The sequence below is a fragment of the Mesorhizobium sp. B1-1-8 genome, from assembly GCF_006442795.2.
In the GTDB taxonomy this organism is placed as follows: domain Bacteria; phylum Pseudomonadota; class Alphaproteobacteria; order Rhizobiales; family Rhizobiaceae; genus Mesorhizobium.
In genome coordinates this window covers 5670473-5693803 of the sequence record NZ_CP083956.1, presented here as the reverse complement: position 1 = coordinate 5693803, position 23331 = coordinate 5670473, and the positions used below count along the sequence as shown (strand labels likewise).

Below are 23331 nucleotides of genomic sequence, written 5' to 3'. Positions count from 1 at the left end.
GCCGTCCCCTCCGACGAATGTTGCTGGGAATGGGAGTTCGCCAGTTATCTCCCGTTCGATGCCGCTCTGCATGATCAAAGTTCCTTGTCTTCTCGTACCCTTTTTCCGCCGGGGATGCGCCTCCTGCACCCTGGATCCGGCAATCTTTTTCGCTGCGTTGTCGCCGCCGCCGGCAATAATCATCGCAACGTCGCGCAAGGAACCTGCTGCCGGCCTCTCGCAAGCCGGCCTGATCACGTCAGGGCAATAAAATACCGTCCGGCGAAACGCCGGCGCGACATCGACCTGCCATGTACAATTACGCCAGTCCCCTACCCGCACCAAAGAGACAAACCAAGCCGCGCGCGGAATTGCTCCACGTCATGAATTCCGCCATTTTGTGCTGGCCGATTCAGGCTGGGTCAGGGGCTAAAGCCCGTCCCTTTGATGCATGGACATTACCGAAATCGCTGTGGATAGGGCAAGGCCACGTCTAACGGATTTTTAACGAATCTGGTTACCGAAGACGGGTCGGGAGCAGGTGCCACGGCGGCACGTTTTGACAAAGCCATTGTGATTCAAACCCTTTTCCGGCGAATGTGAAAAAGGCCACACCTTTCGAAATTTTCTGAAATAATGTTCTTGACAGCTACTTGTCCCCCGACGCTCGACCGTGAGTTGAACAAGCTGTGGATGACCGTCTGCAAGTCTCTGAAAAAACTAGAGATTTTGTGACAGGCTAATTTAAGGCGATCGCCGCATTGCAGTATCGCCGACATCCGTGATCATGTATGTGCCGGCAAAGCAATTGCAATATTGGAATCTTGGTCTGGCGGCATTTGCAAGCGTTCTTTTTAAGTGCTTGCCGGCAAACGAAAAAAACCCGGCGCGATTGAGCCGGGTTTAACAGTCAAACTTGGCGGAAGTCGGTTATGCCGACAGCACCTTGACCCGCTGGGCCAGCCGCGAAACCTTGCGCGATGCCGTGTTCTTGTGAATCACGCCCTTGGTGGCGGCACGCATCAATTCCGGCTCGGCGGCTTTGAAGGCCTCCAGCGCTGCGGCCTTGTCGCCGGCGGCCAGCGCCTCTTCGACCTGGCGGACATAGGTGCGGACGCGCGACCGGCGATTCTTGTTGATCGCCGCGCGGCGGGCGATCTTGCGCGTTGCCTTTTTGGCCGAGGAAGTATTGGCCATGATGCCTCTCTTCTGATCTGGTGGGCGCCAGCGGGGTGCCGCAGGGCGCAAAAAACAAACGGGCAGCCATGGGGGCCGCCTCGGGTGGTGCGGCTTATAGTTCAGCTTTTCCGGCGCGTCAACGCCGCTTCGCCGTCTTTTTAGCGTCTTAACGTCGCCGAAACCCGCCCTACCTGTTGGTGAAGTTCGGCTTCCGCTTCTCCCCAAAGGCGGCCATGCCTTCCTTCTGGTCGTCGAGCGCAAACAACGAATGGAAAAGGCGGCGCTCGAAGCGCAGGCCTTCGGCGAGCGTCGTCTCGTAGGCGCGGTTGACGGCTTCCTTGGTCATCATCACCGACGGCAATGAAAATTCCGCGATCCTGGCCGCTGCCTTCAGTGCTTCCTCGACCAACTCGGCGGCCGGCACCACCCGCGACACCAGCCCGCAGCGCTCGGCCTCGGCGGCGTCCATCATCCGGCCGGTCAGGCACATGTCCATCGCCTTCGACTTGCCGACGAAGCGGGTCAGCCGCTGCGAGCCGCCCATGCCGGGCATGACGCCGAGCGTGATTTCGGGCTGGCCGAATTTGGCGGTGTCGGCGCAGATGATGAAATCGCACATCATCGCCAGCTCGCAGCCGCCGCCCAGCGCATAGCCGGCGACGGCGGCGATGATCGGCTTGCGCGTGCGCGTGAACTCCTCCCAGCCGACGAAGATGTCCTGCGTGTAGGCGTCGACGAAGGAGATCGACTGCATTTCCTTGATGTCGGCGCCCGCCGCGAAAGCTTTTTCGGAACCGGTGATGACCATCGCGCCGATACCGGCCTCCGCGCCGAACGCGGTCGCCGCTGATGCCACTTCGGCCATGACCTGGGAGTTCAGCGCGTTGAGCGCCTTGGGCCGGTTCAGCGTGATCAGCCCGACCTTGCCGCGTGTTTCCACGAGTATGGTTTCATAGGTCATGGCATCGTCTCCTCGCTTTGTTGAGGAGATCGGTCTAGCTCACCGCTGACAGGTCCGGCAATAGAATGTCGAGCGGCCGCTTTGCACGATGCGCTCGATATTGCCGCGGCAGCCGGGCTTCGGACAGGGCTCGCCTTCGCGATCGTAGACCGCGAAGGAATGCTGGAAATAGCCGAGCGAGCCGTCGGCCTGGACATAGTCGCGCAGCGACGACCCGCCGGCGGCGATCGCGTCGGCGATGACCGAGCGGATCGCCTCGGCCAGGCGCCGGCATTGCTCCCTGGTCTTCTTGCCGGTTCCGGCAACGGTTCCGGCTTCGCGCAGCGGCGACAGGCCGGCGCGCCACAGCGCCTCCGACACATATATGTTGCCGAGCCCGGCGATCAGCCGCTGGTCGAGCAGCGCCACTTTGAGCGGCGCCCGCCGGCCCTCCAGCAGCGAGGCGAGCAGCGGGCCGTCCAACGCATTGCCGGTCGGCTCGACGCCCAGACCGGCCAGCATTGGGTGCGTGTCCGGCGCGCCCTCGGCAAACAGCATGAAGCCGAAACGGCGCGGGTCGTTGAAGATGACGCGAGACCGCTCGCCCTGCGGCGACACGACATCGAACACGACATGGTCGTGCGCCGAGCTTTTCGAGCGTTCGTGATGGAAAGCGCCGGGCACGCCGCTGCTTTCGGCGGTTTCGATGCGGAACGATCCGGACATGCCAAGATGACAGATCAGCAGTGGACCGTCTTCGATATGCATGGTCAGGTATTTTGCCCGCCGGCCAAGCGCCGTGACGGTCTTGTCGGTCAGGCGTTCCGAAAACTTGTCCGGAAACGGAAATCTGAGATCGGGCCGGCGCGCCTCGACCTTGACGAGGCGCGCGCCCTCGAGCACCGGTTGCAGGCCGCGCCGGACGGTTTCGACTTCAGGCAGTTCCGGCATGGCCGCCTATCGTCGCAAGGAAAGAGGTCCCGTGGCGGCCGGGTGCCAGGCCAAGATGGTCCGCGACGGTTTCGCCGATATCGGCGAAGGTCGGCAGCAAGCCGATATCGCCGCCCTTCAGTCCAGGTGCGAGGCCGATCACCGGAACCCGCTCGCGCGTATGGTCGGTGCCGCGCCAGGTCGGATCGTTGCCATGGTCGGCCGTCAGGATGAGCAGGTCGCCTGGCCTGAGCCGGGCAAATGCCTCCGGCAGGCGCCGGTCGAAGGCCTCGAGCGCCGCGGCGTAGCCGGCAACGTCGCGCCGATGGCCGAACTCGCTGTCGAAATCGACGAAATTGGCAAACACCAGATCGCCTTCGCCGGCGTCGTCCATGGCGCCGAGCGCCTTGTCCAGCATCGCCATGTTGCCGCCCGCCTTGCGCACCTCCGAGATGCCGCGATGCGCGAAGATGTCGCCGATCTTGCCAATACCGATGACCTTGCTTGCGCGCTCCGTCAGCCGGTCGAGCAGGGTCGGCTCGGGCGGCGGCACGGCATAGTCGCGGCGGTTGTGGGTGCGCTGGAAGGTGGCCGGCGTCTCGCCCACGAAGGGTCGCGCGATCACCCGCCCGATCTTCAGCGGATCGACCAGCCGGCGTACCGTCAAGCAAAGCTCATAAAGACGTTCGAGGCCGAAATGCGTCTCGTGGGCGGCGATCTGCAGCACCGAATCGACTGACGTATAGCAGATCGGCTTGCCGCTTCGGATGTGCTCCTCGCCGAACCGCACAATGATCTCAGTGCCTGACGCATGGCAATTGCCGAGGATGCCCGGCACCTTGCCTTCCCGGAGGATCGCCGCGGTCAGATCGGCCGGGAAGGCCGGCACTATATCCGGAAAATAGCCCCAGTCGAAATGCACCGGGTGGCTGGCGATCTCCCAATGGCCAGACGGCGTGTCCTTGCCGCTGGACACTTCCTGCGCGGCGCCGTGGAAGGATGAGGCAAAGAGCGGCTTGCCGGTATCCAGGGTCAGCCCGTTCGCGATCTCTGCGGCGCGGCCCAGCCCGACCGAGATCATGTTGGGCACGGCGAGCGGTCCGGCGCGCAGACCTTCGCGATCGGCGCGGCCTTCGGCGCAGGCCTGCAGGATATGACCGAAAGTGTCGGCGCCGGCATCGCCATAGCGTTCGGCGTCGGCCGCGCCGCCGATGCCGAAGGAATCGAGAACGAACAGGAAAGCGCGCGCCATGGGTGCCGTCGTTGTGGATCTAAGCATCCAGACATAAGGTTGCGCGGCCGCGTTGGCAAATTGGAAACCAAACCGCAACGGCTTGGCGCCATAGTCGACACAAGGCGCAATGTGGGCTGGGACGGAGAAGATGGTAGGCGGCGGCAAACACGCGGCAAGGCGGACCCTGGCGGCGTTCGCGGGCATCCTCCTTACGGTGGCCGCGTGCTTGCCGGCCCGCGCCGACTGGCGCGACGATATCGGCACATTCCGCATCGGCATTGTCGCCGAACCCGGTGGCGGCAACACGGTTCCGGGGCTGGCGCGCCTGACGGAGGCCTATACCAATGCGCTCGGCATGAAGGTGGAGTTCGTCGTCGCCCGCGACTATGCGGCGCTGATCGAGGCGCAGGCGAGCGGCCGCGTCCAGTATGCGATCTATTCGGCGCTTGCCTATGCCGCCGCCTCCGAGCGCTGCGGCTGCGTGGAGCCGCTGGTTGCGCCGGTCGACGCCGATGGCGCGGTCGGCATCCGCTCCGTCCTGGTGACGCGCGATGGCAAGATACCCGATCTCGCCGCAATCGCCGCGCATCGGATCGCCGTCGCACCCCCCGACAATGTCGGCGGTTCCCTGCTGCCGCTGGCCGGGCTCTCCGCCGAAGGCGTCAAAATCGCGCGGGACTCACCCTTCCTGACGCGCGCCGCCTCCGCCACCGCGGCCGAGGCGATGCTGAACGACGGCGAGGCCGACGGCCTGTTCGGCTGGGAGTCGGCCGGCGCCGACGGACAGCCGCGCGATTCGGGCGGAACGGTCGCGAGGCTTGAGGCAGCCGGTGTTCCGAAGACGTCGCTTCGGGTGCTTTGGACCTCGGGTCTGCTGCGCTACGGGCCGCACGCCGTTCGCAGCGATCTCGATCCCGAAGCGAAGCGCCGGCTGACGGTTTTTCTCACCAACCTCAAGTCGCTGACTCCCGACGTCTACGATCTTCTCGAATCGACGCATTCCGGCGGGTTCGCGCTCGCCGAGGCAAAGGATTACGCGCTGGCAGAGGCTATCGTTCGGGGTGAAACAGTCGACCGGCCATGAAGCATGTCTCTCGACAGGGCGCAGCGATTTCGGGACGAAGGACGCTTTGGCCCTCAGCAGTCGCTGCAGGGGATCGTCGGGCTCCGGCGGGGCCTGAGATAGTAGGTTTCGCCCATCGATATGTTGTTGAAGGCGGCGGTCAAGCCCAGCGCCTTTGCGTTGTTGGCGGACCAGGTGATGATCGGCTGGTAAGCGAGGTTGCTTTGCACCCGCACCAGGAAAGTGTTGCGGATCTTCAGCGTCGCCGGAACCGTGGTGATGCTGTCCTTGGCCGCGTCGGCGCTGTAGGTGGTGCCCACGACCTTGCGCGACCATGCCACCTGCACTTTCGGTGATGCCTCGTCGGTAATCTGGATCCCGGTGATGATGATCGACGGCGACGAACGGTTGTAGGGCTGCAGCGTCGAAGTGCCGATCTTCATGATCGCGTCGAGATCCGCCTTGACGATCGTCTGCTGCTGGGTGACGAGATCCGCCACCATGCTGCCGATACGACTGACCTTCTTGCTGGTCTCGATGGCTTGGGAGGCTTCCATCGTGATGAAGTACATGATGAGCAGCACGGGCACGATGAACGCGAACTCGATGGCCGCCACGCCACGGCGATCGCGGCAAAACCGCATCGCTCGCGCCATGACGGCCGAAATCCCCCGCTGTGCCCCCGCACGGTACATATTCTTATCCCCCACGCCGCAGTCTCAGTCGTCGAACGGTTCGTTCTGCCAGGTCACGGAGGCAAAATGCAGCGTGTTGCCGTCCTTGAGGTTGGCCATCTGCTTGGCCATGAAATCCGTCATTACGGGCCATTTATAGAAAACCCGCAGCATATTCTTTGATTCCGCCAACCCCGGCGATACGCCGAAGGCCGTCGGGTTTGTGCCTTGCGTCAGCACAATGTCGCCGTTCACGATCTTGAAGCCCGCCGTGGCGGCGTCGGCGAAGGTCGCATATTCGTGCAGGTCCACCAGCAATCCCGGGCAATTCTTGGCAACCATGATCTCCAGCCTGCTGCAGATCAGCTGCTTGATCGAGGCCTCGGTCACGGTTGCCTTCTTCAGCTGCCCGGTCCGCAACTGGCGCGCGACATCGTCGGTAATGTTGGCCATCACCTCCTGGCCGGCGAATGAGATGCAGCTTTCGAGGATGGCGAAAACGAGCAGCGCAAACGGAATGGCCAGCATTGCGAACTCCATCGCCGTGCTGCCGCGTTTGTCGCTGAAAAAGCCATGGCGGGGCTTCGCTCCCGCCCCCTTGCCCACGCCCTTGCCGGGTGCCGGATCCCTGCTCATGTCCGTTCCTGCCGATCCCTTGCGATACCGGCGGCACATTAGCGAAAACCCATTGAAGTCCGGTTTGGATCATCGCTAAATTCGCCGGGCGACGTTTAACCCGCCGTTAACGTCACGGCTATCGGCTCAGTGGCCGGCGTTCATTTCTGCTTCGGAAGCTTTCTCGGCCTCGCTCTTGTACGAGCTCTCGCAATAGGGCGTGCAGGACATGGTCTGGACCTCGGCGCGCCGGTAGATGCGCACCGAAGACGCTGCCTGCCGCACGACGGTCACCTGCTCGTCGATGATAGGGCTGCCGTCCGGATCGAGCACGACCAGATTGGTGACGCCGAAACCCTTGCCGGTGAGGACGATGGTAGAGGCATCCTGCACGGAGGCGTCGGCAATCGCCGGATTGCCGACGACGACCGTGTCGGCCGCACGCGACAGTTTGACGATCTTTGCCTGGTTCATGGTGACTTCGATGCCCGCGCCCGCCTTTGCCGGCATGACGAAAGCAACGGCTGCCAGCGCTGCGGCAGCGAATGATGGCTTCGACCAGATCATTGAGACGTTCCTAGGCGGCGAACTGTTCAACGGAACATGAAGGAGATTGGTGAACCAACGGTTAAACCGAAGCCGGCCGCGATAACGATTGGCCGTCTTCCGTGCTGCCCGCCACAGCAAATGCTGTTTTAGCAATATTGCGGGACGCGCCTGTCTGCACGGGTTTCCGGGCCCGCCGGCCAGCTTTTGGAGGTTTAGGCCACGGTTAACCACGCGACGGGATCGCCGCCGGAAAGGAATTGGTAAGGCTATTTATTAAGCCGATCGAAAGGGCTCCCGCCTAGATTGGCAGCATCCGATCAACCACCAGAGAAGTTGACGGAAGTGCTGTAACACGTGGAGTAGGAGCTCTCGAATGTCTAACCTCATCGCACGCTTTGTGAAGGATGAATCCGGCGCGACCGCTATCGAATATGGTCTGATCGCCGCTCTCATCGCCCTCGCCATCATGGTCGGCGCTACGTCGCTCGGTGGCGCGCTGAACGCCAAGTTCGACGCCATCGCGGCTGCTGTCAACAAGTCGTAATATCGAAGCAATCCAGTCGCTTCGAACAAGGGCCGCCAACCTGGCGGCCCTTGTTCTGTTCATGGTCATGTCATTGGCACGTCGAGCGGGAACAAGGATTTTGAACGTCCGGCCTCATCGATCGTTAATCGAACGCGCCTAGACTCGAAACCAGCAAGCTTTCACCGCGGACACCGCCTCCATGCTTGAAGCCGTGATCTTTGTCGTCTTTCCCTTTTGCATGCTGTTTGCTGCAATCTCGGACACATTGTCGATGACGATCGCCAACCGTGTACCGGTGCTGCTGGTGGTGACGTTTGCCCTGGTTGCTCCGCTGACCGGAATGGATTGGGCAACCTATGGCTGGCATTTCGCGGCGGGCACCCTGGTGCTGGCGGTGACGTTCGGTCTTTTCGCGCTTGGCGGCATGGGCGGCGGCGACGCCAAGCTTCTGGCCGCGACGGCCGTCTGGATGGGCCTCAACATCAACCTCGTCGGATATCTGGTGACGGCGACATTGATCGGCGGCCTGCTGACCATTGCCATTCTGGTCTACAGGAAATCGCCGCTGGCGGCCTATACCGGGCACAGCCGGTTTCTGCGTCACTTCGCCGACGAAAGTGTGGGCGTTCCTTACGGCGTTGCGCTCGGGCTCGGCGGGCTCATCACCTTTCCGGATTCGCCGCTGATGGTCTGGGCATTGGAAAGGCTTACGACCTGACCGGTCCTAATTTAACTGAACGGAATTCCTCTTGATAAAACAGCATGCTCAAGGCGGCTTGGCCGCCCTTTTTCGTTAACGGAAGCCGGTTCCGTCCAATTTGAGTAAACCTTAAATTAATCACGATCGTAAGCATTACATTAACCTTGTTTTGACGATTGCAACTGCAAAGTCCGGCCTGGCGTGGTGGTTTGCTACTTGGGCGAAGGGTTCGGACGAATGCCAGCATCCCGATTGATCATTTTAGGCGTGGCGGTGGCCGCGGCGGGCGGCGCGGGTTATGTCGCAAAGAACATGGTTGCGGCTCCGCCGCCCCAGGTCGTTGTCGAAGGGCCTCAGCAGCCAGCCATGGCGCTGCAGGACGTGCTGGTGCTTTCCGGCGACGTGGCGATGGGCAGCCAGCTTGGCAACAACATCAGCTGGCAGCAGTGGCCGTCCGAAGGCATCAACGCCAATTTCATCACCCGCGCCGCCGAACCCGACGCGGTTGAGAAGCTCAAGAGCTCGGTTGCCCGCGTGGGGTTGTACAGTGGCGAGCCGCTGCGGCGCTCCAAGCTGGTCGGCGAAGGGCAGAGCTTCATGTCGTCGGTCCTGCCGTCCGGCATGCGTGCCGTCGCGACCGCGATATCGGCCGACACGTCGGCGGGCGGCTTCATCCTTCCCAATGATACTGTCGACGTCATCATGACCCGCCGCGCCGACGCCGCCAACGGCGGCACCGGCTTCAACACCGAGACCATCCTCAAGAACATCCGTGTCCTGGCCATCGACCAGACCATCCAGGAAGACGAAGAAGGCAAGAAGACCAGGGTCGGCCAGACCGCGACGCTGGAACTGACGCCGCAGCAGGCCGAGATCATCACCGTCGCGCAGCAGATGGCGGACCGGCTGACGCTGGCGCTGCGCCCGATCACGGACGCTCATGAAAAGAACCAGGACGAGGCCGACTATCTGGTCAACGGCAATGGCCGGCGCGGCACGGTGCGGCTGATCAAGTCGGGCGAAGTTTCCGAAGTGGGAGCAAGGAAATGAGGCTAAACGGTAAACTGCCCGTCCTGACGGCGGTGGCGATCGGCCTGTTCCTGCTCGGCGCCAACGCACCCGGCCTGGTCGAGGCCAGGGCCGCAAACAAGGTCGCCGGCGTAACGGCTTCGGTCGCCACGCAGCGTGTCAAGCTCGGCCTCAACAAATCGGTGGTCATCGATCTGCCGAGCGATGCCTATGACATTCTGGTCGCCAATCCCGCGGTCGCCGACGCGGTAACGCGCACCGCCAGGCGGATCTATCTGTTCGGCAAGGCGGTGGGTGAAACCAACATCTTCGTCTTCGGCCCCAACGGTGAGCAGATCGTCAGCCTGGATCTGGCCGTCGAGCGCGATGTCGCCGGACTGGAAGATTATCTCAAGCGCTTCATTCCGTCCTCGCAGATCAAGGTCGAGCTCCTGAATGACAACGTGGTCCTCACCGGCATGGTGGACACGCCGCTGGATGCCAAGCGCGCCGTCGACCTTGCGACCATCTTCGTGTCGGGTGGTGAAGCGACCACCGGTCAGTACTCTCAGACCGCGGCCGGCGGTTCGGCCAATGGCGGCGTCGACATCAACAATCCCGACCAGGAACGCCGCGTCTCGAAGATCGTCAACCTGCTGCAGATCATCGGCGACGATCAGGTCACCCTCAAGGTGACCGTCGCCGAGGTCAGTCGCTCGGTGATGAAGCAGCTCGGCGTCAACATGATCGGCAGCGGCAGCGCAAATGGCATCTCCTACGGCGCCATGAGCTCGCCTCCCTACGGATTGGGAAAGCCGATAGCGCAGACTTCCAACTTGCGGCTCGGCGGCGGACTCGGAAACGGCATCCAGGCCTACATCAACGCCATGGAGCAAAGCGGCGTGATGAAGACACTGGCGGAGCCGACCCTCACCGCCGTTTCGGGCGAGAAGGCGACGTTCAAGGTAGGTGGTGAGTTCAATCTGATCACCTCGCGCACGAACAACGTTTCGACCGACAACCAGACCGGCCAGGTGACGTACACCAACGAAAAGCTCGAATATGGCATCGGCCTCGAGTTCCAGCCGGTCGTGTTGTCGGCCGGGCGGATAAGTCTCAAGGTAAGAACGGCCGTTTCGGAGCCGACCGCGGAAGGTGCGACGACCCTGGAAGGGGCTGCCGAATTGCCGGGCACCACGCTTTTGTCGATCCGCAAGCGACTGGCCGACACCACCGTCGAATTGCCTTCGGGCGGATCGATGATGATCGCCGGCCTGGTCCGCGACGATGTTCGCCAGGCTGTCTCGGGCTTGCCGGGTCTGGCCAAGATACCGGTGCTTGGCACCTTGTTTCGCAGCAAGGACTTCGTGCGCAACGAGAGCGAACTCGTCGTCATCATCACGCCCTACCTGGTGAAGCCGGTGGCGCGCAACGAGCTGGACAAGCCGGACGACAATTTCAATCCGCCAAGCGACGGCGCCGGCATGTTCCTTGGCCGCGTCAATCGCGTCTACGGCACCATGCAGACCGACAGGCCGCCGGGTCGCTACCACGGCGTCGTCGGCTTCATCTACAAGTGAGCGGGGAAGTGGACATGTCTCAATCAGCATCTAAGGCCCCGACGATCGCGGCGGGTCGCGAACGCATCCGCTGGCCGGCCGTCCCGGCTCTGGCGATCGCGCTCGCGGCGTCGCTCGCCGGCTGCGCAAACCGCGACAGCATAACGGTGGGCGCAATCCCCGACGACTATCGCACCAATCATCCGATCGTCATCGCCGAGAAGAACCAGAAGATCGATCTTCCGGTCGGCGCCGGCGATCGCGGCATGACCGTTTCGCAACGCGACACGCTGCTTGGCTTCCTCGATGGCTACGACAGGAGCGCCGCCCCGGCATTGACGATCGCGATCCCGTTCGGATCGGCCAATCAGGCCGCCGCCGCCGCCGCCGGCCGCGACTTCGCCAGGCTTGCAATCGCAGCCGGCGTCAAGCGCAACCGGATCATAATCACGTCCTATCAGTCGGCCGTGCCGGAAGCCTCGGCTCCGATCCGAGTGGCCTTTGTCGCTGTAAAAGCGCAGACCGACAAATGCGGGCGCTGGCCCGATGACTTGGCGGAGACGGCGGAGAACAAGCACTACGCCGATTTCGGCTGCTCCTATCAGAACAACCTTGCCGCTCAGTTGGCCAATCCCAACGACCTGCTCGGGCCGCGCAAGCAGTCGGACATCGACGCCGAAAATCGCGGTGCCGTGATCGACGTCTACCGCTCGAGAGGCATTTCGGACGAGTTCCTGGGCAATTCGGAAGTGACTTACTGACCGCGCCAGATGACGGAAAGAGCATGACGATGAGCAATCTTGCCTACGACGCATCCGCGGATGTCGGCGACACCTCGCAACAGGACATCGCCGCCATGCAGGCGCTGCGGCCGGTGCCGCGCATCTCGATACAGGCCTTCTGCGAGACCGAAGGCGTCGCCAATCCGGTGGCGCGCGCCGGCGAGGATCGCCGCATGGCCAAGGCCCATGTCAAAGTCCACATGGGCGGCATAGCCACGGCGATCGAGTTCTACCAGTCGGCGCCGACACCCAACCTGATCCTGCTGGAATCGCGCAGCGAGCCGAAGCAGTTGCTTGAGCAGCTCGGCCAGCTTTCGGAATATTGTGATCCCTCCTCCAAGGTGGTGGTGGTCGGCCACTACAACGATGTCGGCCTTTACCGCGAGCTGATCCGCTCCGGCATCTCCGAATATGTCATCGCGCCGGTCTCGATGACCGACATCGTCAGCGTCGTGTCGTCGATCTTCGTCGATCCTGAAGCCGATCCGATCGGCCGCGCGATCGCCTTCATCGGCGCCAAGGGTGGCGTCGGCTCCTCGACCATCGCCCACAATGTCGCCTGGGCAATGTCGTCATTGTTCAAGTCCGAAGTCGTCGTCGCCGATCTCGATCTCGCCTTCGGCACCGCCAACATCAATTTCGACCAGGATCCCGCGCAAGGCATCGCCGAGGCGGTGTTTTCGCCGGAGCGGGTCGATGAGGTTTATCTCGACCGCCTGCTTGCGCAGTGCGCCGAACATCTCTCTCTGCTCGCCGCGCCATCCACGCTCGAGCGTGTTTATGATTTCGAGCAGGATGCCTTCTCCCAGATCATCGAGACGGCGCAGCGCAGCGCGCCCCTGCTTGTCCTCGATGTGCCGCACATCTGGACCGGATGGGCCAAGAGCACGTTGATCAAGGCCGACGAGATCGTCATCACCGCTACGCCGGAGCTTGCCAATTTGCGCAACACCAAGAACATGGTGGACATGCTGAAGCGGCTGCGTCCGAACGATCCGCCGCCGAAGCTGATCATCAACCAGGCCGGCGTGCCGAAACGCCCCGAGATCGCGGCCTCGGACTTCGCTGAGCCGCTCGGCATCACGCCGATGGCGGTCATCAATTTCGAACCGCTGCTGTTCGGCAACGCGGCCAACAACGGCCGAATGCTCGGCGAGATGGATGCCAAGAGCCCGGTCGTCGGCATCATCAACGAAATCGCCCATGTGCTGACCGGGCGCAGCGAAATCAAGGCAAGGAAGAAAGCTGGCCTGGGCTCCATCCTCGGCAAGCTTTCGCGCAACAAGAAGTGACGCTCACATTGCGGCATCGGGTAGTCGATCATGTTTGGTAAAAGAGGCTCCGACGACGGCAACAGGGCGAAGCCCGAGTTCCGTCCGCCAGCACCGGCTCCCGCCGCGCCAGGCGCCGCTACGACGGCGGTTCTCGAGCGGCCGGCCACACCGACGTCCAGCGCGCCAGCCGCGCCACCCGTCCGCCGTCCGGTCGAGGCGCCGCCAATGGCGCCCGAGCCGCCAAGAAAGGTCCAGCGCGAGCGCTCGGAGACCTATTACGACACCAAGAGCCAGGTATTTTCCGCCCTCATCGACACGATCGACCTGTCGCAGCTCGCCAAGCTCGATCCCGAGAGCGCGCGCGAGGAAATCCGCGACATCGTCAACGATATCATCGCGATCAAGAATTTCGCCATGTCGATCGCCGAGCAGGAGGAACTGCTCGAGGACATCTGCAACGACGTTTTGGGTTATGGGCCGCTCGAGCCGTTGCTCGCCCGCGACGACATCGCCGACATCATGGTCAACGGCTCCAAGAATGTCTACATCGAAGTCAACGGCAAGGTCGAGCAGACCGGCATCCGCTTCCGCGACAATCAGCAGCTGCTCAACATCTGCCAGCGCATCGTCAGCCAGGTCGGCCGCCGCGTCGATGAATCGAGCCCGATCTGCGATGCGCGCCTTCCCGACGGCTCGCGCGTCAACGTGATTGCGCCGCCGCTCTCGATCGACGGCACCGCGCTCACCATCCGCAAGTTCAAGAAGGACAAGCTGACGCTCGACCAGTTGGTCAAGTTCGGCGCCATCTCGCCGCAGGGCGCCGAGGTGCTCAAGATCATCGGCCGCGTCCGCTGCAATGTCGTCATCTCGGGCGGTACCGGCTCGGGCAAGACGACGCTGCTCAACTGCCTGACCAACTACATCGATCGCGAGGAGCGCGTCATCACCTGCGAGGACTCGGCCGAACTGCAGCTGCAACAGCCGCATGTGGTCCGCCTCGAAACCCGGCCGCCCAACCTCGAAGGCGAGGGCGAGGTGACCATGCGCGACCTGGTGAAGAACTGCCTGCGCATGCGGCCCGAACGGATCATCGTCGGCGAGGTGCGCGGGCCGGAAGTGTTCGACCTCCTGCAGGCGATGAACACCGGCCATGACGGTTCGATGGGGACGATCCACTCCAACAGCCCGCGCGAATGCCTGAACCGTATCGAATCGATGATCGCCATGGGCGGCTATTCGCTGCCGCAGAAGACCGTGCGCGAAATCGTCGTCGGCTCGGTCGACGTGATCATCCAGGCGGCGCGCCTGCGCGACGGTTCGCGCCGCATCACCCACATCACCGAGGTGATCGGCATGGAAGGCGACGTCATCATCACCCAGGATATCATCCTCTACAACATCAAGGGCGAGGACGCGAACGGCCGTCTGCTCGGCGAGCATGTCTCCACCGGCATCGGCCGGCCGCATTTCTGGGATCGCGCCCGCTACTACGGCGAGGAGCAGCGTCTCGCCAACGCGCTCGAGGCCATGGAGAAGCGCGCTGACTGATGCATCTGGAGGTTGGAAGCAATTCCAGGAAAAGTGTGAAGCGGTTTTCCGTCCGGAATTGCGTCAAAACAAAGAGATAGGGCAGTTCGCCGTTTCTTTGGAACGGCGAAATGGCCCAAGGACCCCGGTCGATGTTCGGAATTGACACCACCGTACTGGCTTTCGTCGTGCTTGCCGGCCTCAGCGCCGGCGCCATAGCCTATGCTTTCCTGTTCACCCGCATCAGCAACGAAAGTCAGGCCGGCAAGCGGCTCCAGACCATCAAGACGGCCGAAACCGACCGGTCCGTGGTGAAGGCTTCGCGCGACAGGGCAGCCGAGGCGGTCAAGCGGCGCAAAAACGTCCAGGATTCGCTCAAGCAGCTCGACGAAAAGCAGAAGGCCAACGATCGCAACGTCAAGAAGCCGCCGCTCAAGGCGCAGATCCGCCAGGCCGGGATGCAGGTTTCCATCGAGCGCTTCTACATCTATTCCGCGGTCTGCGGCATCGTGCTCACGATCCTTGCCTATTTCGCCGGTGCGCCGTTGTTTGCCTTGCCGGGTGCTTTGCTGGCCGGCGCCCTGGGCTTGCCGCGCTGGTTCGTGTCGTTTCGCCGTTCGCGCCGGGTCAAGGCTTTCCTGGCAGAGTTCCCGAACGCCCTCGACATCATTGTGCGCGCGGTCAAGTCCGGCCTGCCGCTCAATGACGCCATTCGCATGATCGCCGTCGAATCTCCCGAGCCGGTCCGCTCGGAGTTCCGCCGCATCGTCGATTCCCAGCAGATGGGGCTATCGATCCCCGATGCGGCCTTGCGCATGTCCGAGACCATGCCGTGCACCGAAGCGGGCTTCTTCGGCATCGTCATCCAGATCCAGTCGCAGGCCGGCGGCAATCTCTCCGAGGCGCTTGGCAACCTGTCGCGCGTGCTGCGCGATCGCAAGAAGATGAAGGCCAAGGTGCAGGCGCTGTCGATGGAAGCCAAAGCATCCGCCGTGATCATCGGCGCCTTGCCTTTCGTCGTCGCTTTTCTGGTCTATCTTTCGAGTCCGACCTACATCATGCCGCTGTTCACCACGAGCACCGGCAACATTATTCTAGGTTGTTCCGGCGTCTGGATGTCGATCGGCATCCTGGTGATGCGCAAGATGATGAATTTCGAAGTGTAGGGGCGCGCGGATCCAATGACAGACCACGTCGTCAAAACCCTTACCGATCCTTCCTTCCTGATCGCGCTGCTGGTCGGCATCGCGGTGTTCGCGACCGTCTTCACGCTGTTGCCGGCACTTGGCGGCAATCAGCTCAAGGCACGCATGAAGACCGTCGCGCTAGAGCGTGACGAACTGCGCGCTAAGCAGCGCGCGCGCCTGGCCAACGAAGCTGACCGCCGCCGAAAGGGCTTGCGCGAGGAGCAGTCGATCGGCATGCGCAACATCGTCGAACGGCTGGACCTCAGGCGTGCCCTTGCCGACGAAAACACGCTGCAGAAGCTCAAAGTGGCAGGCTTTCGCGGTCAGAACCCGCTGACGCGCTTCCTGTTCTTCCGTCTGGTCCTGCCCTTTGTCGGATTTGCGCTGGCCGCCGTCTACCTGTTCGTCCTGGGCGGGCTGCCGCAGCAGCCAGCTTTCGTCAAGCTGTTCGTCTGCATTGTCGTCGCTTATGGCGGCTTCTATGCGCCGATCCTCTACGTCAGCAACCGCGCGACCAAACGCAAACAGTCGATTCAGATGGCATGGCCGGATGCTCTCGACCTGATGCTGATCTGCGTGGAATCCGGCATGTCGGTGGAGGCCGCGCTTCGCAAGGTCGCCGACGAGATCGGCGCCCAGTCGGTGGCGCTTGCCGAAGAGTTCGTGCTCACCAATGCCGAGCTTTCCTACCTGCAGGAGCGCAAGGTCGCCTATGAGAACCTGGCCAGCCGCACCGGCCTGGAATCGGTGAAGTCGGTGTCCCAGGCCCTGGTCCAGGCCGAACGCTACGGCACGCCGGTGGCGCACGCGCTGCGCGTGCTTGCCTCGGAAAGCCGCGACATGCGCATGAACGCGGCGGAGAAGAAAGCCGCCGCGTTGCCGCCGAAGCTCACCGTTCCGATGATCCTGTTCTTCCTGCCGGTTCTGTTCGCAATCATCCTGGGACCGGCCGGCATCCAGGTCAGCCAGCGCGGCATCTTCGGCGACCAGCACAATTCCAGCAGCGAATGACGCACTCGAATCAAGCGAAAGCCGCGCGGCGACTGTCAGCGCGGACTTTGCTTTTTTGAGGGGTGGATGCGGGCGGGCGAAATCAGTTCGTCGCGGTCTTCGGCTTGCCCTTGTCCTGGTCCTTGAGTTGGCTCCAGGCATTCTGCTGGGCCAGCATCTGGCGCAGATAGGCGACGTTGGCCTGCGCCTGCTCGGGCGAAAGCTCCTGCGAGGCGATCTTCTCGGCTTCGTCGAAGCGGCCCTGCAGGCCGACGACCAGCGCCAGGTTCTGCCGCACGCGGCTGTCGGCACTGGGCTGCTGCGCAGCCGAACGCATGTAGGTCTCGGCCGTGCGCAGGTCGCCCTCGAGCACATAGGACATGCCGAGATTGGAGAGAACCGAAGGCTCGTTCGGCTTGAGCTCGAGCGCCTTGCGGTAATCCTGGCGCGCCTCGTCTTTCTGGCCCATCTGGTCGAGGATGGCGGCTTCCGCCGACACCAGTCTCCAGTCCGGATATTCCGGCGTCTGAGCGCGGCGCACCGCATCGAGCGCCGGTTCGAACTGCCCGTTGGCCGCGAGCGCCTTGCCGTAGGCGGCCAGCACGTCGCGGTCCTTGGGATAGGCGATCGCCAGCTTGCGCATCACGGCCAGCGACTGGTCGGCATCGCCGTCCATCTGCAGCGCCGCGGCGAAGTTGGTGGCGATCCGCTTGTCGTTCGGATTTCTGGCATAGGAGTCGCCGAGCCTGGTCGTCGCGGTATGCAATTCGCTGGCCGACATGGTTTCGAGCGGCCTGCTGTCGGAACGGGAAATGGAGCCGGTGGTGAATTTGCTGGTGCTGCCGCAGCCGGCCACGCTGGCTGCCAGCGCCGCGATGAATGCCGTGGTGATCAGACGCTTGCTGGTAGCGTTCAAGGCTTTGATCGGCATCGGCACCCGGTCTCCATTCTGCGCGGCCATTGTCTGGCCGTCTTCCCTCCGGCAGAAATATTCTGTTAACCCTAACGGACGGTTAAGAAGCGCCGACTCGGGCAATGGGTTCGGCCGGAGATCATCGAATGCCTGTTGAACTCATCGAGTCGAAATCGAGCAACGCCCTGCCGGTGCATCTGGTGGCCCGGGATGGCCTGGACATGGCAGGCCTTTCAGCCGCCGCTGTCGCCTGGGCGCGCGCCAACGGCTTTTCCGGCGAGGCGGGCCGGACCCTGATCCTGCCGGGCGAGGATGGCACCGTCGCGGGAGCGCTGTTTGGGACCGGCGACGGCGACAGCGCACTGGCCATAGGCGCCTTGGCAAGGGCGTTGCCGGAGGGCGAATGGCATTTTGCCCAGGATTTGCCTGCGCCCGATCTTGCGGCGCTGGCGCTCGTCCTCGGCGGCTACGTCTTCACCCGCTACGGCAAGAAGCCAGGCAAGGCATTGCGCTTCGCGCTGCCGTCCGGGGCCGACGGCGCGCATGTGCGCCGCATCGCCGAAGGCGTGTTCCTGGCGCGCGACCTCGTCAACACGCCAACCAGCGACATGGGGCCGGATGAACTGGAGGAGGCCGCTCGAACCTTGGCCGCCGCGCATCGGGCCGAGGTCTCCGTGATCCATGGCAACGATCTCCTGGCTCGGAATTTCCCGATGATCCATGCCGTCGGCCGCGCCTCGACCGGCGCGCCGCGGCTGATCGACATGACTTGGGGGCCAGGCGACGCGCCGAAGGTGACGCTGGTCGGCAAGGGCGTCTGCTTCGACACAGGCGGCCTCGACATCAAGCCGTCCTCGGGCATGCTGTTGATGAAGAAGGACATGGGCGGCGCCGCCAACGTTTTGGGCCTTGCCTCCATGATCATGGCGGCGAAGCTCAACGTGCGTCTGCGGGTGCTGATCCCTGCGGTCGAGAATTCGATCGCCGGCAACGCCTTCCGGCCGGGCGACGTGCTGCGGAGCCGCAAGGGCACCACGGTCGAGATCGGCAACACCGATGCCGAGGGCCGGCTGGTCCTGGCCGACGCGCTGGCGCTCGCCGATGAGGAGGCGCCCGCATTGCTGATCGATATGGCGACGCTGACCGGTGCGGCGCGTGTCGCGCTCGGCCCCGATTTGCCGCCTTTCTACACCAGCGATGATACACTGGCCTCCGACATTGCCGCCGCCTCGGCTGCGACTGAGGATCCGCTCTGGCGGTTGCCTTTGTGGCGTCCCTACGATGCAAAGCTGTCTTCGAAGATCGCCGACGTCAACAACGTCACCACGGATGGGTTTGCCGGGTCGATCACCGCTGCCTTGTTCCTGAAACGCTTTGTCGAGAAGACGCCCGGCTGGGCTCATTTCGACATCTTCGCCTGGAACCCGAGCGACCGCCCGTACGGACTGACCGGCGGCGAGGCGCAAGGCATCCGCGCGCTGGAGCGGACCATCTCGACGCGCTTTGGGTGAGGCGCAACAAGAAGCCGGCGAAATGTCGAGACTGAAACGGAACCGAAACAATTTGCCGTCATGCTGGAGCGATGTCGATCTCGATGCGCCCGAGCCAGGCCTTGCGACTGTGGCAGCAGGTGATGCTGTCGCAGGTGCGCGACGGTGCGCCCGACCTCACCATGCGCCAGACGGCGATCCTGTTCACCATCTATCTCGATCCGCCGCCGCATACGGTACGCGGGCTGGCCGCCAGGCTCAATGTCACCAAGCCCGTCATCACCCGGGCGCTCGACACGATGGGCGCGCTGAAACTGGTCTCGCGCCATCGCGACGAGCTCGACAAGCGCAACGTTTTGATCAGGCGCACGGTCGAGGGCGCGCTCTTTGTCGAGCGCTTCGGCGATGGTATCGTTGCCAGGGCGCACGAGCTGCCCATCTAGAGCATGATCCCGAACCGTAGGTCAGCGCAGCAAAAAGTGGGAACCGGTTTTCGGATAAGATCATGCTCCAACGAAGACTCTATTTGACTGGATTACCGATTTGACCGCCAGGGATGCCCGCCTTCACGCCTTCCGTTCCGACCTTGCCGATGCGAGGTTGGAAGGCGAGGTCGCCGCCGACCGTTTTGTTGCCGGCCGCCCGGCGCGCATTACGGCTTCCGTCGCCGATCTGCGCAAGGCGCCGCGACCGGACGCCGGCATCCACACGCAGGCACTGTTCGGCGATGACGTGCTGGTTTTCGAGGACGCGGAAGGCTGGGCGTGGGTGCAGGCGGAGCACGACGGCTATGTCGGCTATGTCGCCGACAACGTCGTGGGCCCACGCGAGCATGCCCCGACCCATGTCGTCTCGGTGCCGCGCACCTTCCTTTATCCGGGACCCGACCTGCGCTTCCCGATCAGCGGGCAATTGTCGATGGGCTCGGCGGTGGCGGTGACAGGCTCGGCCGAGACGCGCGGCACGCACTACGCCGTCCTGCCATCCGGCCAGGCGCTCATCGCCGGTCATTTGCGGCCGCTCGCGGAGGTGGCCGAGGACTATGTCGCGGTCGCGGAAAGCTTCCTCGGCACGCCCTACCTGTGGGGTGGCGTCTCCGGGTTCGGCATCGATTGTTCCGGCCTCGTGCAATTGTCGATGCGCATAGCCGGCCGGAATGTGCTGCGCGATTCCGATATGCAGGCGGCATCCATCGGCGAGCCGTTGGAGCCGGGGCCGGATTACTTAGGGCTCCAGCGCGGCGATCTCGTCTTCTGGGAAGGCCATGTCGCCATCATGACCGATGCAGACACCATGATCCACGCCAACGGCCACACCATGCTGGTCTCGCGCGAGGGGCTGAAGGACGCGATAACCCGCATCGGCTACCTCTATGGCGGTCCGACAGGGTTCAGGAGGCCATAGCGCCAGCTTCCCTTCTCCCCTTGTGGGAGAAGGTGGATCGGCGCGCAGCGCCGAGACGGATGAGGGTGCTGGACGGATCGCTACGTTGAACAGCTAAGCGTCTTTAGTACCTCTGTCTTGTCAGGCCTCGTTTCTTCCAACACTCCTCATCCGTCTTGCCGCTTCGCGGCAATCCACCTTCCCCCACAAGGGGGGAAGGGAGAATCGCACGATCCCCTTTTGTTCCGATTTTTCTTGGCGATCGCTTGCCGTCGCGCTACCTCTTGCGCGTGACCGAGCAGCCGCGCCTTGCCGAACAGAATGCCGCCGTTCTCCTGCCCGAACCGTTCGTCAAATGGTTCGGCGAAAAAGGCTGGTCGCCGCGCGCCCACCAGCTTGAATTGCTGGCAAATGCGCAGGGCGGGCAATCGGTGTTGCTGATTGCGCCGACCGGTGCAGGCAAGACGCTGGCCGGCTTCCTGCCGTCGCTGACGGAGCTCGCCAGCCGGCCGCGCCGCAAGCCCGGCCAGGCGCATCGCGGCATCCACACGCTCTACATCTCGCCGCTCAAGGCCCTGGCCGTCGACATCGAGCGCAATCTCGGCAAGCCGGTCGAGGAGATCGGATTGCCGGTCACCATCGAGACGCGCACCGGCGACACGCCTTCGCACAAACGACATCGGCAGAAGCTGGTGCCGCCCGACATCCTGCTCACCACGCCCGAACAGCTGGCGCTGCTGATCGCGGCAGGCGATGCCCGGCGCTTCTTCGAGGATCTGCGCTATGTCGTGCTCGACGAGCTGCATTCGCTCGTCACCTCCAAGCGCGGCCATCTTCTGGCGCTCGGCCTGGCGCGGCTTCGCAGCTATGTACCCGGCCTGCAGACGATAGGCCTGTCCGCGACTGTCGCCGAGCCCGACGAATTGCGTCGCTGGCTGGTCGGCCAGAACCCGCCGGGCACCATGGCCGGGCTCATCACGGTCGCCGGAGGCGCCAAGCCCGACATCTCCATTCTCGATTCACGCGAGCGTGTTCCGTGGTCCGGCCATTCGGCCCGCTACGCCATTCCCGAAATCTACGAAGCGATCAAACAGCACCGCACGACGCTTCTGTTCGTCAACACCCGCAGCCAGGCCGAGATGCTGTTCCAGGAATTGTGGCGGGCAAACGAGGATTCGCTGCCGATCGCGCTGCATCACGGCTCGCTCGACGTCGGCCAGCGAAGGCGCGTCGAGAAGGCGATGGCCGAGAACGCACTGCGCGCCATTGTCGCCACCTCCACGCTCGACCTCGGCATCGACTGGGGCGATGTCGATCTGGTCGTGCATGTCGGCGCGCCCAAGGGCGCCAGCCGGCTGGCGCAGCGCATCGGTCGGGCCAACCATCGCATGGACGAGCCGTCGAAGGCGATTCTGATCCCGGCGAACCGCTTCGAAGTGCTGGAATGCCGCGCGGCGCTCGACGCCAATTATCTCGGCGCGCAGGACACGCCGCCGCTGGTCAAGGGCGCGCTCGACGTGCTGTCCCAGCATGTGCTCGGCGTCGCCTGTGGCGGACCTTTCGACGCCGATCTCCTGTTCGAGGAGGTGCGAAGTGCCGCGCCCTATGCGGCGCTGGAACGCGAGACCTTCGACCGCGTCGTTGACTTCGTCGCCACCGGCGGCTACGCGCTGAAGAACTACGAGCGCTACGCCCGCATCCGCCAGACCAGGGACGGGCTGTGGCGTGTCTCCAATCCGCGTGTCGCCCAGCAATACCGGCTGAATGTCGGCACCATCGTCGAAATGCCGGAGCTCAATATCCGCTATGTCAGGCAGGGGCGCGGCATGGTTGGCCGCGGCGGGCCGGTGCTCGGCAAGATCGAGGAATATTTTGCCGAGACGCTGCGCCCCGGCGACAATTTCCTGTTCGCCGGCAAGGTGCTGCGCTTCGAGGGCATTCGCGAGAACGAATGCGTCGTCTCCAACGGCGCCGGCGCCAACATCATCGTGCCGTCCTATGCCGGCGGCAAGTTTCCGCTGTCGACCTATCTCGCCGAGCAGGTGCGCGCCATGCTGGCCGACAGCGACCGCTGGAAGCTCTTGCCCGAACAGGTCGCCGACTGGCTTCGGATTCAGGAGGAAAAATCGGTGCTGCCGAAGCGGGGCGACCTCCTGATCGAGACCTTTCCGCGCGGCAATCGGCACTACATGGTCGCCTATCCCTTTGAAGGCCGGCTGGCGCACCAGACGCTCGGCATGCTTTTGACGCGCCGGCTGGAGCGCGCCCATGCCCGGCCGCTCGGCTTCGTCGCCACCGACTATTCGCTGGCGGTATGGGCTCTGGACGACATGGCGGCACTGTTCAAGGCGAAGAAGCCGTCGCTAGCCGCCCTGTTCGACGAGGACATGCTGGGTGACGATCTTGAGGCCTGGCTGAACGACAGCTGGATGCTGAAGCGCACCTTCCGCACCTGCGCAGTCATCGCCGGGCTGATCGAGAAGCGCTATCCCGGTCAGGAAAAGAGCGGCCGCCAGCTAACGGTGTCGGCCGACCTGATCTATGACGTGCTGCGCAGCCACGAGCCGGACCATATCCTGCTGCAGGCGACGCGCACCGACGCCTCGGCCGGATTGCTCGATGTCAGCAGACTTGGCGAGATGCTCTCGCGCGTACGCGGTCGAATCATGCATAAGCATCTCGACCAGATTTCGCCGCTAGCGGTGCCGGTGATGCTGGAGATCGGCAAGGAATCGGTCAATGGCGGCGCCAACGAGACGCTGCTGATGGAAGCCGCCGATCTGGTCGAGGAGGCCATGGGCCAAAGGTAAAAGCAATTCCAGGAAAATG

22 protein-coding genes are annotated in these 23331 nt (G+C 63.4%); 14 read left to right on the top strand and 8 right to left on the bottom strand.

Annotated elements, in window-relative coordinates:
- Positions 1-909 precede the first annotated feature (909 nt).
- The 4 genes from rpsT to FJ974_RS27625 all read right to left on the bottom strand — a co-directional run bounded on the left by rpsT (position 910) and on the right by FJ974_RS27625 (position 4280).
- Positions 910-1176, bottom strand: coding sequence for a 30S ribosomal protein S20 (gene rpsT, locus FJ974_RS27640; RefSeq protein WP_124996039.1), 267 nt, complete (start codon positions 1174-1176; stop codon positions 910-912).
- Between the two features lie 169 nt (positions 1177-1345).
- Positions 1346-2119, bottom strand: a complete 774-nt coding sequence (locus FJ974_RS27635) for an enoyl-CoA hydratase (protein WP_140533303.1) — start codon at positions 2117-2119, stop codon at positions 1346-1348.
- A 39-nt stretch (positions 2120-2158) separates the two neighbouring features.
- A complete protein-coding gene (gene mutM, locus FJ974_RS27630; protein WP_140533302.1) occupies positions 2159-3049 on the bottom strand; it encodes a bifunctional DNA-formamidopyrimidine glycosylase/DNA-(apurinic or apyrimidinic site) lyase in 891 nt (296 codons plus the stop codon).
- Complete coding sequence (locus tag FJ974_RS27625) at positions 3033-4280, bottom strand: phosphopentomutase (RefSeq protein WP_140533301.1); 1248 nt, start codon at positions 4278-4280, stop codon at positions 3033-3035. The genes mutM and FJ974_RS27625 overlap by 17 nt, the downstream gene beginning before the upstream one ends.
- Before the next feature lie 130 nt (positions 4281-4410).
- Between FJ974_RS27625 and FJ974_RS27620 the strand changes: the two genes are divergently transcribed.
- The gene (locus FJ974_RS27620; protein WP_140533300.1) at positions 4411-5346 is read left to right on the top strand and encodes a phosphate/phosphite/phosphonate ABC transporter substrate-binding protein; all 936 of its coding nucleotides are present in this window, start codon (positions 4411-4413) and stop codon (positions 5344-5346) included.
- Positions 5347-5399: 53 nt separating this feature from the next.
- Here FJ974_RS27620 and FJ974_RS27615 read toward each other — a convergent pair whose 3' ends face one another.
- The 3 genes from FJ974_RS27615 to FJ974_RS27605 form a co-directional block, all read right to left on the bottom strand.
- Positions 5400-6020, bottom strand: a complete 621-nt coding sequence (locus FJ974_RS27615) for a TadE/TadG family type IV pilus assembly protein (protein WP_140533299.1) — start codon at positions 6018-6020, stop codon at positions 5400-5402.
- A gap of 24 nt (positions 6021-6044) precedes the next feature.
- Positions 6045-6635: a TadE/TadG family type IV pilus assembly protein gene (locus tag FJ974_RS27610; protein WP_140533298.1), complete on the bottom strand. Its 591-nt coding sequence runs from the start codon at positions 6633-6635 to the stop codon at positions 6045-6047.
- Positions 6636-6761: 126 nt separating this feature from the next.
- Positions 6762-7181 (bottom strand): pilus assembly protein N-terminal domain-containing protein, encoded by a 420-nt coding sequence (locus FJ974_RS27605; protein WP_140533297.1) that lies wholly within the window; start codon positions 7179-7181, stop codon positions 6762-6764.
- Between the two features lie 355 nt (positions 7182-7536).
- Between FJ974_RS27605 and FJ974_RS27600 the strand changes: the two genes are divergently transcribed.
- The 9 genes from FJ974_RS27600 (at position 7537) to FJ974_RS27560 (ending at position 16737) form a co-directional block, all read left to right on the top strand.
- The gene (locus FJ974_RS27600; RefSeq protein ID WP_140533296.1) at positions 7537-7707 is read left to right on the top strand and encodes a Flp family type IVb pilin; all 171 of its coding nucleotides are present in this window, start codon (positions 7537-7539) and stop codon (positions 7705-7707) included.
- Between the two features lie 181 nt (positions 7708-7888).
- Positions 7889-8407, top strand: coding sequence for a prepilin peptidase (locus FJ974_RS27595; protein ID WP_140533295.1), 519 nt, complete (start codon positions 7889-7891; stop codon positions 8405-8407).
- A 219-nt stretch (positions 8408-8626) separates the two neighbouring features.
- Positions 8627-9439: a Flp pilus assembly protein CpaB gene (cpaB, locus tag FJ974_RS27590; protein WP_140533294.1), complete on the top strand. Its 813-nt coding sequence runs from the start codon at positions 8627-8629 to the stop codon at positions 9437-9439.
- Positions 9436-10977: a type II and III secretion system protein family protein gene (locus tag FJ974_RS27585; protein WP_140533293.1), complete on the top strand. Its 1542-nt coding sequence runs from the start codon at positions 9436-9438 to the stop codon at positions 10975-10977. Before cpaB ends, FJ974_RS27585 begins: the two co-directional genes overlap by 4 nt.
- Positions 10978-10991: 14 nt before the next feature.
- The gene (locus FJ974_RS27580) at positions 10992-11717 is read left to right on the top strand and encodes a CpaD family pilus assembly protein (protein WP_140533292.1); all 726 of its coding nucleotides are present in this window, start codon (positions 10992-10994) and stop codon (positions 11715-11717) included.
- Between the two features lie 29 nt (positions 11718-11746).
- Entirely contained in the window at positions 11747-13030 is a 1284-nt protein-coding gene (locus FJ974_RS27575) for an AAA family ATPase (RefSeq protein ID WP_181177124.1), read from the top strand.
- A gap of 30 nt (positions 13031-13060) precedes the next feature.
- Positions 13061-14560 (top strand): CpaF family protein, encoded by a 1500-nt coding sequence (locus FJ974_RS27570; RefSeq protein WP_140533290.1) that lies wholly within the window; start codon positions 13061-13063, stop codon positions 14558-14560.
- A gap of 131 nt (positions 14561-14691) precedes the next feature.
- Positions 14692-15705 (top strand): type II secretion system F family protein, encoded by a 1014-nt coding sequence (locus FJ974_RS27565; protein WP_140533288.1) that lies wholly within the window; start codon positions 14692-14694, stop codon positions 15703-15705.
- Positions 15706-15720: 15 nt separating this feature from the next.
- Positions 15721-16737, top strand: coding sequence for a type II secretion system F family protein (locus tag FJ974_RS27560; protein ID WP_140533287.1), 1017 nt, complete (start codon positions 15721-15723; stop codon positions 16735-16737).
- Between the two features lie 82 nt (positions 16738-16819).
- Here the strand turns inward: FJ974_RS27560 and FJ974_RS27555 are convergent, their stop codons facing one another.
- Positions 16820-17647, bottom strand: a complete 828-nt coding sequence (locus tag FJ974_RS27555; protein WP_140533286.1) for a tetratricopeptide repeat protein — start codon at positions 17645-17647, stop codon at positions 16820-16822.
- A gap of 128 nt (positions 17648-17775) precedes the next feature.
- On the opposite strand from FJ974_RS27555, the gene FJ974_RS27550 reads away from it, so the two are divergent.
- The 4 genes from FJ974_RS27550 to FJ974_RS27535 all read left to right on the top strand — a co-directional run bounded on the left by FJ974_RS27550 (position 17776) and on the right by FJ974_RS27535 (position 23312).
- Complete coding sequence (locus FJ974_RS27550; RefSeq protein WP_140533285.1) at positions 17776-19140, top strand: leucyl aminopeptidase family protein; 1365 nt, start codon at positions 17776-17778, stop codon at positions 19138-19140.
- A gap of 71 nt (positions 19141-19211) precedes the next feature.
- Positions 19212-19562 carry a MarR family winged helix-turn-helix transcriptional regulator gene (locus FJ974_RS27545; protein ID WP_140533284.1) on the top strand — a complete coding sequence of 117 codons (351 nt, stop codon included), beginning with the start codon at positions 19212-19214 and terminating at the stop codon, positions 19560-19562.
- Positions 19563-19662: 100 nt separating this feature from the next.
- Entirely contained in the window at positions 19663-20523 is an 861-nt protein-coding gene (locus FJ974_RS27540; protein WP_140533283.1) for an NlpC/P60 family protein, read from the top strand.
- Positions 20524-20792: 269 nt separating this feature from the next.
- Positions 20793-23312, top strand: coding sequence for a ligase-associated DNA damage response DEXH box helicase (locus tag FJ974_RS27535; protein ID WP_140533397.1), 2520 nt, complete (start codon positions 20793-20795; stop codon positions 23310-23312).
- The last annotated feature ends 19 nt before the right edge of the window (positions 23313-23331 follow it).

Excerpts from the sequence above, each read along its gene's own strand:
- FJ974_RS27565 (WP_140533288.1), top strand. The coding sequence starts at position 14,692 with ATGTTCGGAATTGACACCACCGTACTGGCTTTCGTCGTGCTTGCCGGC.
- FJ974_RS27560 (WP_140533287.1), top strand. The coding sequence starts at position 15,721 with ATGACAGACCACGTCGTCAAAACCCTTACCGATCCTTCCTTCCTGATC.
- FJ974_RS27580 (WP_140533292.1), top strand. The coding sequence starts at position 10,992 with ATGTCTCAATCAGCATCTAAGGCCCCGACGATCGCGGCGGGTCGCGAA.
- FJ974_RS27545 (WP_140533284.1), top strand. The coding sequence starts at position 19,212 with ATGTCGATCTCGATGCGCCCGAGCCAGGCCTTGCGACTGTGGCAGCAG.
- rpsT (WP_124996039.1), bottom strand. The coding sequence starts at position 1,176 with ATGGCCAATACTTCCTCGGCCAAAAAGGCAACGCGCAAGATCGCCCGC.
- FJ974_RS27615 (WP_140533299.1), bottom strand. The coding sequence starts at position 6,020 with ATGTACCGTGCGGGGGCACAGCGGGGGATTTCGGCCGTCATGGCGCGA.
- FJ974_RS27625 (WP_140533301.1), bottom strand. The coding sequence starts at position 4,280 with ATGGCGCGCGCTTTCCTGTTCGTTCTCGATTCCTTCGGCATCGGCGGC.
- FJ974_RS27585 (WP_140533293.1), top strand. The coding sequence starts at position 9,436 with ATGAGGCTAAACGGTAAACTGCCCGTCCTGACGGCGGTGGCGATCGGC.
- FJ974_RS27600 (WP_140533296.1), top strand. The coding sequence starts at position 7,537 with ATGTCTAACCTCATCGCACGCTTTGTGAAGGATGAATCCGGCGCGACC.
- mutM (WP_140533302.1), bottom strand. The coding sequence starts at position 3,049 with ATGCCGGAACTGCCTGAAGTCGAAACCGTCCGGCGCGGCCTGCAACCG.
- FJ974_RS27570 (WP_140533290.1), top strand. The coding sequence starts at position 13,061 with ATGTTTGGTAAAAGAGGCTCCGACGACGGCAACAGGGCGAAGCCCGAG.
- FJ974_RS27605 (WP_140533297.1), bottom strand. The coding sequence starts at position 7,181 with ATGATCTGGTCGAAGCCATCATTCGCTGCCGCAGCGCTGGCAGCCGTT.
- cpaB (WP_140533294.1), top strand. The coding sequence starts at position 8,627 with ATGCCAGCATCCCGATTGATCATTTTAGGCGTGGCGGTGGCCGCGGCG.
- FJ974_RS27555 (WP_140533286.1), bottom strand. The coding sequence starts at position 17,647 with ATGCCGATCAAAGCCTTGAACGCTACCAGCAAGCGTCTGATCACCACG.
- FJ974_RS27620 (WP_140533300.1), top strand. The coding sequence starts at position 4,411 with ATGGTAGGCGGCGGCAAACACGCGGCAAGGCGGACCCTGGCGGCGTTC.
- FJ974_RS27610 (WP_140533298.1), bottom strand. The coding sequence starts at position 6,635 with ATGAGCAGGGATCCGGCACCCGGCAAGGGCGTGGGCAAGGGGGCGGGA.
- FJ974_RS27635 (WP_140533303.1), bottom strand. The coding sequence starts at position 2,119 with ATGACCTATGAAACCATACTCGTGGAAACACGCGGCAAGGTCGGGCTG.
- FJ974_RS27595 (WP_140533295.1), top strand. The coding sequence starts at position 7,889 with ATGCTTGAAGCCGTGATCTTTGTCGTCTTTCCCTTTTGCATGCTGTTT.
- FJ974_RS27575 (WP_181177124.1), top strand. The coding sequence starts at position 11,747 with ATGAGCAATCTTGCCTACGACGCATCCGCGGATGTCGGCGACACCTCG.
- FJ974_RS27550 (WP_140533285.1), top strand. The coding sequence starts at position 17,776 with ATGCCTGTTGAACTCATCGAGTCGAAATCGAGCAACGCCCTGCCGGTG.